The sequence below is a fragment of the Bacteroides faecichinchillae JCM 17102 genome (genome assembly GCF_000614145.1).
Lineage (GTDB): Bacteria > Bacteroidota > Bacteroidia > Bacteroidales > Bacteroidaceae > Bacteroides > Bacteroides faecichinchillae.
In genome coordinates this window covers 64,402-77,096 of the sequence record NZ_BAKK01000014.1, presented here as the reverse complement: position 1 = coordinate 77,096, position 12,695 = coordinate 64,402, and the positions used below count along the sequence as shown (strand labels likewise).

Sequence of the window (12,695 nt, the reverse complement as noted above, 5' to 3'; positions counted from 1 at the left end):
AGATAGTTATTGATAACAGTCCTATAATCAGTAAAAGAGGTATCTTTGACAGAGAATCACTACCAAAAACACTTACTAATAAATAACAATTATTTCACTGGGAATATTATGTCAGATAATAGGCCCGAAAGCTTTCATAGCATCAATTCACCGGAACACTTGCCGTATAATGAAAATATGATTTCAGAGAAGAGTAAAAATGAAAAAAACATGCTGTCTATTCAAAATGTAAAATTGCAGTTCGGCTCTTTACCGGTATTAGATAATGTCTGTTACTGCTTTCACAAGAATCAAGTTTATACTCTTTCTGGAGGCAATGGAGCCGGAAAAACGACATTGTTCAACGTCATATCAGGCTTTCTAAAGCCAAATTCAGGAGATATTTTATTCCAAAATAGAAATATCACAAAACTTCCACCTTATCGAATAAACAGAATAGGGATAGGCCGTACATTCCAAGACCTTCGGTTGGCCATGCACCTCACTGCTATAGAAAATGTTTTACTGGCCAGCAGTCATAAAATGTTTGAGCACTATACCGAAGAACATCTGGAGAAGGCTCATCATATATTAAATAGAGTTTCTTTGGAAGACAAGGCTAATGCGTGTGCAGGCGAAATATCCTATGGCCAACAGAAATTGTTGACACTGGCCTGTCTGCTGGCCAATAATGCTGAACTTCTGCTCATCGACGAACCGGTAGCAGGAATAGACAAATCAAATCTTATGAAAATTGTCGATTTAGTCAGTGAATTAAAAGCAGAAGGAAAAACAATCATTCAAATAGAGCATCATCCTACTACATTGTTGCCACGAATGATGTCCTTATAAAGATGGAGAACGGGAAAATCATATGCTGACAGTAAATCATATCATTACAGGCTACGGAAAGAAACCCGTCGTAAAGGATGTGTCTTTTACGGTCGAGAAACAAGAGATTGTATTATTGTCCGGAGGAAATGGTTCCGGGAAAAGTACAATACTCAAAGCGGTCTATGGATTGCTGCCCTTATGGAAAAATGAGACGAGGGAACAAGGCTCTGTAACATTCAATGAACAAAATATTACAGGGCTGAATACTTCATCTATGCTCAAGACAGGCATCGTATATATGCCACAAAGAAAAAATGTATTCGAGAATTTCACCATAGATGAAAATTTGTCCATAGCGTCCAACATCTACAACAAACAAGAGAGCAAACAAAGGATAGAATTGGTGTATGGCACCTTCCCTCTGTTAAAGAAATTCAAGAAACGCACTCCATTCTCTATGAGCGGAGGTGAAAAGCAAATTCTTGCTTTCGGATGTGCAATGCTCCACTCCCCTTCCTTAATGCTATTGGACGAACCTTTTGCAGGAGTGGATACAGCTAATTCGGAAATCTTACTGCAAGAGATTCATGCCCAACAACAGGCGGGTGTATCATTTCTGATAGTGGAACACAAGAAGTTTTTGTTTTCCGGAACTCTCTTTCGCGAAATAACACTGGAATTAGGAACAATAAAAAAAATAATCAGATGAAAAAATTATTAATTCTACTCGTCGTGTCACTATGTTCTCTGGGATTCTTTTCCTGTCAGGAAGATGACACAATAAAAATCGGTGTCATACTACCATTGACAGGACCGGCATCCGAAATCGGAAATAATATATTGGACGGGATAACAATCGCTTCAGAGTACTATGACAGTACCTCGTCAAAGAAAATAAAGCTAATCGTAGAGGACAGCAAACTGGATGCCAAACAAGCCATATCTTCTGCCAACAAATTGGTGACGATAGACAAGGTTGATGCCATCATTGGCTTGGCATCTTCCACAGAAGCGCTGGCTGTTGCCCCAATCTGCGAGAAAAACAAGGTTGTCATGATTTCCTCCACGGCTTCCACACCTTTGCTTTCAGACGCAGGAGATTATATTTTCAGAATATACCCTTCGGATGTGTATGACAGCAAAGTATTGGCTGACTATGCAAAAGAGATAAAAAAAATATCAATACTGTATCTTAACAATGATTTTGGTGTCGGTCTGAAAAATACGTTTATAGAAAATTACAAGAAAACAGGAGGAGACATTTCAAACATAGAGGCGTTCCTTCCTGACGATACGGATTTCAGAACACAGCTGACAAAAATAAAAGCCTCCGCTCCTGACGGGCTTTTAGTCATTGCCATCGACATGCAATATCTGAATATCGTGAAGCAAATACGGGAACTCAACATAAAATCTCAAATATTAGCCCCCGTGACATTTGACAACCCGGTTCTGGTTGAACGGTTAGGAAGTGCGGCCAATGGTATTGTGTATTCCAGACCAAAATATGTTGAAACAACCAATGAACAAAGCACAGAACTAAAACGGCGATACCGAAAACTGCGTGATGGAGAACCTGCTCTTCTCACCGCATTAGGTTTTGACACTTATGCACTATATTACAATACGTTGATGAAAACCGATTTTATTCCTTCGTTAGCAAAGGACCAATTATACAAAATGGAATACAACGGAGCATCGGGGCGAATCATTTTTGATAAGAATGGAGATATTATTCCCGAAATAGAATTAATAACAATAAATAATTAGCTGTATGAAAAAGTTGGAATCATCAAACATAGAGATGGGAAACAAGAAAGTTGCCAAGTTGCTGAAAAAGCTAAAAAACGCATGGAATATAGATGAAATAGCCAAACGCGGTGCTTATTTTATAAATAGCCCGGAGAGTCTGCTGGATGCCAAACTTACAACTCTTCATAAACACGAATGAAAATATTGTTAGCTACCGTCCCGCCATGGCTTCCGTACCATTCCTATTTGAGTGTTCCTTTGCTAACAGGTATCTTAAAAGAGAACGGATTTTCCGTTATACAAAAAGATTATAATGTAGAATTCTATAATAACATTCTATCTTCAGACGAGATAAATGCGCAATTCAAGCTATTTGCCAAACAAGGAGCAACCAATCCTGATCCTAAGAAACAAGGATTGGTGGAAATCAGTGAGTATCTGACTGGGCAGATTGATATGTTCAAATCTTCAGTAAAGCAAGAGGAATCGTACAATGACGAGAAACTGCTTCAGAACTCCTTTGAGATGCTGGATCTTACCTTGAAAACTTTTTCTCTAAATTTTCCCGAAATCGAACTGGCTTTAGGTGAAGTCAAATACCTTTTCGACCATTATGACATAGATGAGGTATTCAAGTATATTTATGACGATGGAAATTTTTTCAGGTATTATTTCACAAAATACCATTTACAGGAAATCCAAAAAGAACAACCCGATGTAGCCGGATTCAGCATTACTACTGCCGAACAATTGATTCCGGCATTGACATTTGCCCAAATACTACGGGAATATAAATCTGACATCAGAATATTCTTGGGCGGCTCATATATCTCCAGAGTGGCACAGAATCTTATAACGGACAATCGATTCAACGAATTGGTGAACAGTGTTCTCAGAGGATATTCGGAAGATACTATCGGAGAGCTTATGCAGGCATATCAACATGGTAGAGAGCTTGACCACATCGCCGGCATCCTTTATAGAAAAGGCGAAAATATTATCAACGCTCCTCTTCCCTCGTACAAATTCATAAAGGATGTACCTTTCCCTAATTTTGACAACCTACCATTCGACCTCTACTTCTCTCCTTACAGAAAACTGCCGGTTGAACTTTCAAAAGGGTGCTATTGGGGAAAATGCAAATTTTGCGAACTGAACAACGAAGTGTATACTGCAAAGACGGCAGAACGGATATTCTCGGAGGTTGCCTACTTACATAACCGTTATAATGTCAGCCATTTTCCATTTGTCAGTGCTTCTCCATCCCCTAAGCTATTATATGCCATAGCCACCAAAATCAAAGAAGCCGGATTAAAGATAACATGGTCGACAATGATTCGCCCGGAAGCGTATATTGACGAGATGTTTGCGCAGAGACTATACGATGGTGGAATGCGTTTGGCAAAAATAGGATTTGAATCCGGTTCACAAAAGATGCTGGATGCCATGAATAAGGGAATGTATGTAGAGAGTAACAAGAACGTACTGCGTGCCCTGCATATGGCAGGGATTAATGTGCATGGCTATTTCATGTATGGATATAATGGAGAAACATCTTCTGACATTGAAAAGACAGAGATTTTTATTAAAGAAGAGCGACCGATGCTTACGTCTTTAGCCACTTCATTCTATACTGAAATCTATAAGCCAGCGGATGGTTTGAGAATATATAAATTACCTAATATGGATAAATCCAAGTATATAAAATCTATTATATGAAAGATATAAAAAGAAAAATTGCCAGATATAATACTTTTTGGGAAGATAAACTAACAGAAAGCCGTTTTTGGAAAGCTATAGCATTGAGCTATATTGAACAAGATGTCAAATTAGAAGAACAGCAAATATTTATAACTCAAATATCTTTCTATCCACGATTAATAGAAGTATTATTGTCAACTCTTAACAAAGCAAATACTAAAGTGACGGTAAATATCTTGTTTTTTTCTACATTACTACCAAGGCATTATTGGAATTTTCCGATGCAATTCAATTACAATGGAACTCTTGTTTCTTATGTAAGATCAATTGAATTTTTGGAAAAGTATAGAGAAGGACTCAAGAAAAATATATATCAGAGAGGACTTAGTAATGTTAAGCTAAATATCGAACGAGTTCTTTTTGTCGCTAAAGATACTTCCATTAAATCTTTTGAAGATACAGAATTGTACACAAAATCTGAATTAGAAAATGATTTCAATTACTATTGTGCAATAAAGAGAAATAATAAGATTGGAGATTACGCAAAGAAAGTCCGGTGGAAAGATTTACTAAATTTAAAAAATCCTGATGGGGATTTGCTTGTTAAGAAAAAATATTATCTGACAGGATTAAAAATAGATGACGATTTAATATCTAAAATTCTTAAATCAGGAATGGAAAATGATGAATTGTATAAATTATCCAAAATAACAAATAAAGGAGATTTTTTTTCTGTTGGAGATTATTACATAGAACAGCTTCATACTAATCCCAATGAAAATGCAAAGCATATAGTGATAACAAACGATACGGATTCTGACCCTTTAGACAAAGGTTGCTATAAGATGCGTGATATTCCATCGCTTTCTCCTAATCTGTCTTATATTGAAATAAAATTTGATAATGAAGATGATGCTCCATTATCATTTATTTTGGATACCTACATGGATATAAAACGGGGTTTTGTTAAATTAGAAATACTTGATGCCGATGATAATAAAAATAGAGTTTTATATCATAAGATTCAAGAAATAAGATCAAAATCTGTGCCTATAAGACGAACAAGCAATGAAAATTATATATATGATAAAAAGCGAGAAGATATAATAGATGAAATTAAATCTTATGTTAATGGTAATACCGTAGATAAAGATCTATCTCAGAAAGTTGATTTTATAGAAAATAACATATTTAATCTTTCAAGTTCTGATATAGATTATTACCGTGATGCTATAAACAATAAATACACTAAAGATGTTATTGAAAGTCTTTATGAAAAGCTTAGTAGAGCAATTAACAAGAAGTAGTTATATCAAACATTATAACACAATATCAGTTGTTCTTTTAGCTGTTTTTGCAAATAGCATGTCTCAATTATATATTGATTTCGAACAATGTGTGGATTGGTTATATATCATTAAACAATTGATGTTATTGTTCGCAGTTATAAGTTTTCAGAAATTTTATTTCCTTCTTGACTTTTATTATTCTGGTGCTGAAAAAGATTTTTATAATGCTTCTAAAAAAGTGAGAGCGACAATGTCAATAGAAAGTATATATCATTCTAATGTATTAGGTAAAATAAAAAAAATAGCTTTCTGGTTTTATTTATCAACAATATGGACATTATTGTATTTTTTTCTTATTCCCATATTAAAGCAGATATGCAAATTATTATAAATATCATCATCACATTTACCTTTTATCTTCTGATTGGGTATTCCTTTTGGTTGATATATTCTGTAGTCAAGTTCTTTAATCTGACCCATGCTGCATATATAACCATAAGTGCATATCTGACTTATTCACTTGTCAATCAGACTAGATTACATATATTGATGGCTATGCTATTGGCAATAGGCATAACGATTGGAATCGGGATCTTGCTGGAACAGTACCTGTTCGGCCCCATCAAGAGAAAAAACGCAGCTCCAATGTCCCTCATGATTATTTCATTGGGTACATATATCGCCCTGCAAAACTGCATTTCCCTCATTTGGGGCGACTTGTCATTAAGTATCCGCTTCTCGTCCATCCAAGCGGGATATAATATTTTCGGCGGGCATATTACTCTCATCCAGATTATATCCATATCCATCTTGCTTGGAATGTTTCTTGTGACCAACGTAATTATCTACCATTGTAAAACCGGTAGAAACATCAGAGCCGTTTCAGACAATCCGGAACTTAGCAATATAATAGGAATAAATTCCGAAAAGACTACATTATGGGTATGCGGAATCAGTTCCTTCCTGGCTGCAATTGTCGGAATCCTATATGCACTTGATACAGACATGGCCCCCGTAATGGGATTCAACCTGTTGCTATATGGCGTTGTTGCGATGATTATCGGAGGAACCGGAAATTCACGGGGGCTTGTCGGCGGCTCCTTGTTGCTATCCTCTGCCCAGCACTTGGCTGCCTATTTTATAGGCAGCGAATGGATAAATGCTATCGCATATATATTTTTAATCCTGTTTCTACTATATCGCCCGTTAGGCTTCAGTGGAATACGACAAAAAAAGACTGAACTGTAAAATGGAATATATTTTGCATCTTTCGATATTGATATGTATCTATACAATGCTATCACAAAGCCTCAATCTGGCTGCCGGATATGGAGGACTGATGTCATTGGCTCACGCAGGTTTCTATGGTGTCGGAGCCTATACAACAGCTATCCTGACTACACAGTTTCAACTACCTTTTCTATTCATATTGCCCATAGCCATACTGATAAACGGATTATTATCCATAATCGTTGCGTCAATATCATTACGGACCATAGATGACTATTTCATCATCTGCACATTGGGCATACAAGTAATTGCATTCTCACTGATGAATAACTGGATGGAAGTAACTAACGGACCTTTGGGAATTGCAAATATCCCCATGCTGAATATCGGAGGATATATTTTTGAAGACAAGTTCCCGTTTCTGCTGTTGACACTATCCTTTACCTTCATTATACATATCCTTATTTCCTATATCGTCAATACATCGTTCGGATATACATTGCGCAGTTTGAGTGAAGATGAGCTTTATACAGCCTCAATCGGGAAAAACATCTATTTATCCAAATTGACCGTATTTACATTAAGTGGAATGATTGCAGCAATCCCGGGTGTCTTGTATGCCTATTATATTTCATATATTGATCCCAGCAGTTTTACCATAAACGAGTCTATCTTTATCCTATCCATTGCCATTATTGGAGGCTTCAGGAACTTGAAGGGCTCTTTTCTTGCCTCCTGCTTCTTAATCCTTTTACCTGAATTACTAAGTTTTGCGGGGCTACCTAACTCCATATCTGCGAATATCAAACAGATTATATATGGGACGGCGCTTGTTCTTATAATGATAAAGTCATTGAAATCACAAAAGTAAGTTCAAATAAAAAGAAGAGTGAACAAGCCACCGAAAACGGAAGAAAGAAAGGATATGCAGGATCGTTTACAACAGATGCCAGGACGCCAATTGACAGAGGATGTCTCTTAACCGTTACTCGTAAAAGTGAACCAAAAGATTCACTTTTACGAGTAGTTTTATTTTTTACATGACAATTTTATTTCCCGAATATGAAAACCTACACTTTACACTTTTACAAGATTTTACTGTTTTTAATGGTATGTCCCATCACAGCATCAGGTACACCCCTGCCTGATAGCCTGCTGACCAGGGAGCATATCTATGAATACACCTTCTCCGATACGGCAAAGGCCGCACGGATTATCGATCTGATGCGCGAACGCCGTCTGGCACCGGAACACGTGTTGGACATAGCGGAAGGTGACCAGGTCATCGACAGATTTACGGTGATTATCCTCCAGCATGAAACCGACCATCTCGACGGTCATCTTTTCACCGATCTGCTCTTGCCGGACGAGAACAACCGAAACACTGTTCCAGAAATACTGAATATGATAAATAGCTGATATTGATGATAAAAAGTGTGTCCCTACAAGCGAAAATCCTTTTCGGATATCTGGTTTTAATGGCTGTTATCATCAGCATGGCCGCCATTCTTTTCCATGAACGTGCGAGGCTCCGGGAACTGGAGGCCGACATCGTAGAAATCCGCCAGGTGCGGGGTGAGCTATCCGAGATACACCGCAATATAACAGTTTTGGCCTCATTAGGCGAGAGTGTTATCGCTTGGGAGGAGGAGGACTACCGTGCCTACCAAACGAGGCGGTTGAGAGTGGATTCCCTGCTGCAAGTCTTGAAAATAGGCAGCGACAACATGGTAGATACCAATCAGATAGACACGCTTCGGGGATTGCTGTCAAGCAAGGAGGGGCACCTGTACCAAATCATGCAGGTGTTCCATCGGCAAGACAAAGCCGACAGCTTGCTTGTCAATCATCTGTCTGAAGCTGCCCGGCAAGCGATACAACCACGTACCGTCGTGCGAAAGAAGAAAGGCATCGCAGGACTGTTCGGCGGCAAGGAAACGGTGCAAGTGCCCGCGTCTCCCAACAGGCTCCGCTCTCTGAACGAACAGCTTATCGCCTTGCAAACGGAGAGAATACGCAATATGGAGGGCTACACCGACAGCCTGCGTGTCCGTAACAAGGATTTGAACCGGAAACTCTTCGCCTTACTCGGAAGCATCAACAATCACGCACAAGCCGCCTTCCAAGACAGAGAACGATATATTGCGCAAGCGCACAATTACTCCACCTCCATCATCACGGGGCTGATAGTTGCGGCAATCGTCCTGCTGGTATTCTCGTACCTGATTATCCACAAGCATCTGAAATGGGATGTAAGGCTCAGGGACAAGATGAAAGGTATCATAGACAAGAACAATGAACTGCTGGAAACACGCAAGAATATCATCCTTACCATCTCGCACGATATACGCGCCCCGCTGAATATCATCAACGGCAGCGCGGAACTGGCGGCGGATATCCGTGATAGGAAAAGGCGAAACCATCACCTGACCAATATCGGAATCGTGTGCAGGCATATCCTGCACCTTTTGAACAATCTGCTGGACGTGTACCGTCTTAACGAGTCCAAGGAGACATGCAACAACGTACCATTCAGCCTGAACGATTGGTTGGAGCGTATAGCCACCGGCTTTTCCAATGTGGTGAACAATAAAGGCATCCTTTTTCTTTGCGATTTCAAGGATACGGATGTCGTGCTTCACGGTGACATAGACCGTATCGCACAAATCATAGACAACCTGCTGGCGAATGCAGTCAAGTTCACGGATAGCGGAACGATACGTTTCAATGCCGCCTACAAAGACGGAAATCTCTCTTTGGAGATAAAGGACACAGGCATAGGTATGGACGAAGATACCCTTTCACGCATATTCCGCCCGTTCGAACGTCTGGTCTCGGAAATGAACGCCGACGGCTTCGGGCTTGGACTCCCTATCACGCAAGGTTGGTCAATCTTTTAGGTGGAAAAATAGATGTCGAAAGCGAACCCGGGCATGGAAGCACTTTCCGGGTATTGTTGCCATTGCCGGTTTCCGATGAAAGGATAGAACACGAGGCATCGGCATTGCGGACGACATTCCCGTTGCCCCAAAGCGTCCTTGTCATCGACAACGACCGTCTGCAACTGGAAATCGTCAAGGAGATGCTGGAGCGTAACGGTGTGTCCTGTACCGCCTGTTCCAACGCCAAGGAACTCGTGAAGGAGATGCGCAAGCAGGATTACGACCTGCTACTGTCAGACATACAGATGCCGGGAACCAACGGCTTCGAGATATTGGCTTTGCTGCGTAATTCCAATATCGGCAATTCACGCACGATTCCTGTCATAGCCATGACGGCAAGAGGCGACCGGGAAAAGGAGGCATTCACTGGCAGCGGCTTTGCCGACTGCGTTTACAAGCCTTTTTCGATGAACGAACTGCTGAATACCATATCCGCTGTTATATCCCATACAGAACCGGAAGAACCCTGCGTTCCCGATTTCGACACATTCACGGCGGATGTCCGGGACAAGCGGAAACTGCTCCGGACGTTCATTTCTCAATCCAACCGGGATATAAAGGATCTCCGGTCTGCCATGGGAGCCGGAGACAGAGCCGGATTACGGGAAATCGCCCACAAAATACAGCCCTCATTGGAACTGTTGCAGTCCTACGGTCCGTTTTACGATTTCCGGGAAGTGCTGAAAGACGAGACAGCCGGTAAGGATGTCATTGAAGAATACACGAGACGGATTATAAAACATATCTCCATGCTGGTAACGGAAGCGGAGAACACCATAAACAAAATAGCCCATGAAACGGAAAATACTGATAGTTGAAGACAATGTAAGTCTTTCGCAGCGACAGAAGGACTGGTTCGAGCAGGCCGGGTACGATGCGATGACGGCCATGAACGAACCGGCAGCCCGTGCGTTGATACGCAAGCACCAATTCGATCTGATCCTGTCTGATGTCCGGCTGCCGGAAGGCAACGGCATCTCCCTGCTGGAATGGCTTAAAAAGGAGAAAAGGGACATACCTTTCATCATAACTACGGAATACGTGTCGGTACCGGACGTGGTACGCACCATCAAATTGGGAGCGAAGGACTACCTGCCCAAGCCGGTACACCGGGAACACCTGCTTGAACTGGCAGAAGAGATGTTCCGTCCGCTCGCGACTGTCCGCACAAAACCGAAAGACCTGTTCAAGCGTACCTGCCCCAAAATACTTGAAGTGGAAAGGTACGCGAGGCTGGTCGCCCCCTCGGACATGTCTGTGCTTATACTCGGTGCCAACGGGACAGGCAAGGAGTCCGTGGCCCAAAGCATCCACGAGAACAGCGGGCGTGTGGGAATGCCGTTCGTGGCGGTCAACTGTAGCATCCTGCCACGTGATCTTGCCCCCTCCATGCTGTTCGGGCACGAGAAAGGGGCTTTCACGGGTGCGGACACGGCCAAGCCCGGTTTCTTCGACATGGCAAAAGGCGGTACGTTGTTTCTGGACGAAATCGGAACGATGTCGTTCGAGATACAGTCCATGCTGCTACGGGTATTGCAGGAGAACATCTATATGCCTATAGGCGGTCAAAAAGAAAAGATTGCGGACGTAAGAATAGTAGCCGCCACGAATGAAAACATGGAACGGGCGATTAATGAAGGGAGATTTCGGGAAGACCTCTACCACCGCCTTTGCGAGTTCGAGATACGGCAACCCTCTCTGGCAGAATGTCCGGGCGACATCCTGCCTTTAGCTGAATTTTTCCGTAAACGCTTCTCGAAAGAACTCAAACGGGACACATGTGGTTTTTCCGACGATGCCATATACCGCCTGCGCTCCTATTCCTGGCCGGGCAATGTCAGGGAGTTGCAGAACATGGTAAAGAGAGCCGTGCTGCTTGCAGAAATCCCGTTACTGGAATTATCGGATTTGAATATAGGCGGTCAGACAGAGCATACGAATGAGGGAATTGCTCCTGTTGTATTACCATTGAAAGATGAGAACGCAGAGAAAGAATCCATCATTAACGCCCTACAAGCGTGTAACGGACACCGTGAACAGTCGGCACGGCTACTGGGAATAAATCCGGCGACCTTGTACCGCAAGATGAATAAATACGGAATAAAATAATTTTCAATATGAACGATAATTCGTACATTTGCAAAAGATTGGAGGGTTCATAGAACCGTGTCCGGTTTAAACATAGAAGATAACGGCGGGGGCGTAAAACTTCCGCTGATTATATACATAAGTCGCAAGACATCTCAGGTAGAAATCTGGTAAATTTCAAATTGTAGAGATTATTGCGTGTAGCTTGTGCTATGCCTTATAGCGTGAGCTCATGCATGATTCTACAATGGGCTTACCAGAGCCTCTACCTGATAGTGCGTGAGTTTCACGCTTTTAATTTTGGTATACAGATAGAGGTATGGCAACAATACAAATCATAACCGCGGTGACATTGGACGGTTATCTTCCTGACAAGGATGAGGAACTGTTGCAATGGATCAGGACGGAACGACAAGGTTTCCCATTCTGGCACGAGAGGAGCACCTTCACGCTATTCCCTGGCTATCCCATGCTGGATTTGATTTGTGAGAAGGACGAAAAAGATGCCTCGTTCATCTACACGGCAGAGATATACGGCAAGGAAAGCCTCGGTTTGCTGCATGGGCTGACCATCTACCACCTTATCGACGAAATTGTGATTTATATCCTTCCCTTGACATATGGGAAAGGCATCGCCTGCCTGCAACAGCTCCCTGCCAACCGCTGGGAACTCCATCGGTCTAAAACTTTTAAAAACGGGATTACCCGTATCATTTACCGCAAATCCTCGCGATAGTCCATTGCATCCTGCAAAGGAATCTCGCATTTTGCAAGATTCTTGGAATCGACATTTTTACATCATTGAAATTTTATCCCACTGATATACAATGCTATATCGGTGTTTTTTGGTGTCTATCGGTGCCATTGGCACGCCGTTGGT

At 41.5% G+C, this 12,695-nt stretch carries 11 protein-coding genes and 1 pseudogene; all 12 read left to right on the top strand.

The window, feature by feature from the left end; all coding sequences use genetic code 11:
* Positions 1-177 precede the first annotated feature (177 nt).
* The 12 genes and pseudogenes from JCM17102_RS22990 to JCM17102_RS29600 all read left to right on the top strand — a co-directional run bounded on the left by JCM17102_RS22990 (position 178) and on the right by JCM17102_RS29600 (position 12,551).
* Positions 178-831 carry an ATP-binding cassette domain-containing protein gene (locus JCM17102_RS22990; RefSeq protein ID WP_159106315.1) on the top strand — a complete coding sequence of 218 codons (654 nt, stop codon included), beginning with the start codon at positions 178-180 and terminating at the stop codon, positions 829-831.
* Positions 832-853: 22 nt separating this feature from the next.
* On the top strand, positions 854-1,522 hold the full coding sequence (locus tag JCM17102_RS09395; RefSeq protein WP_025074920.1) for an ATP-binding cassette domain-containing protein: 669 nt from the start codon (positions 854-856) through the stop codon (positions 1,520-1,522).
* A complete protein-coding gene (locus JCM17102_RS09390) occupies positions 1,519-2,583 on the top strand; it encodes an ABC transporter substrate-binding protein (RefSeq protein ID WP_033886669.1) in 1,065 nt (354 codons plus the stop codon). Before JCM17102_RS09395 ends, JCM17102_RS09390 begins: the two co-directional genes overlap by 4 nt.
* 4 nt (positions 2,584-2,587) lie before the next feature.
* Positions 2,588-2,764, top strand: coding sequence for a hypothetical protein (locus JCM17102_RS30640; protein WP_159106314.1), 177 nt, complete (start codon positions 2,588-2,590; stop codon positions 2,762-2,764).
* Entirely contained in the window at positions 2,761-4,284 is a 1,524-nt protein-coding gene (locus JCM17102_RS09380) for a B12-binding domain-containing radical SAM protein (protein WP_025074918.1), read from the top strand. The genes JCM17102_RS30640 and JCM17102_RS09380 overlap by 4 nt, the downstream gene beginning before the upstream one ends.
* The gene (locus JCM17102_RS09375; protein WP_025074917.1) at positions 4,281-5,573 is read left to right on the top strand and encodes a hypothetical protein; all 1,293 of its coding nucleotides are present in this window, start codon (positions 4,281-4,283) and stop codon (positions 5,571-5,573) included. Before JCM17102_RS09380 ends, JCM17102_RS09375 begins: the two co-directional genes overlap by 4 nt.
* A gap of 357 nt (positions 5,574-5,930) precedes the next feature.
* Positions 5,931-6,803, top strand: coding sequence for a branched-chain amino acid ABC transporter permease (locus tag JCM17102_RS09365; protein ID WP_025074915.1), 873 nt, complete (start codon positions 5,931-5,933; stop codon positions 6,801-6,803).
* A gap of 1 nt (position 6,804) precedes the next feature.
* Entirely contained in the window at positions 6,805-7,656 is an 852-nt protein-coding gene (locus JCM17102_RS22980) for a branched-chain amino acid ABC transporter permease (RefSeq protein ID WP_033886666.1), read from the top strand.
* Positions 7,657-7,847: 191 nt separating this feature from the next.
* Positions 7,848-8,204, top strand: a complete 357-nt coding sequence (locus JCM17102_RS09355; protein WP_033886665.1) for a hypothetical protein — start codon at positions 7,848-7,850, stop codon at positions 8,202-8,204.
* A 5-nt stretch (positions 8,205-8,209) separates the two neighbouring features.
* Positions 8,210-10,545: pseudogene (locus tag JCM17102_RS32425) on the top strand (ATP-binding response regulator).
* Positions 10,520-11,836, top strand: coding sequence for a sigma-54-dependent transcriptional regulator (locus tag JCM17102_RS09345; RefSeq protein ID WP_025074913.1), 1,317 nt, complete (start codon positions 10,520-10,522; stop codon positions 11,834-11,836). The pseudogene JCM17102_RS32425 and the gene JCM17102_RS09345 overlap by 26 nt, the downstream one beginning before the upstream one ends.
* A gap of 298 nt (positions 11,837-12,134) precedes the next feature.
* Positions 12,135-12,551: a dihydrofolate reductase family protein gene (locus JCM17102_RS29600; protein ID WP_073349578.1), complete on the top strand. Its 417-nt coding sequence runs from the start codon at positions 12,135-12,137 to the stop codon at positions 12,549-12,551.
* The last annotated feature ends 144 nt before the right edge of the window (positions 12,552-12,695 follow it).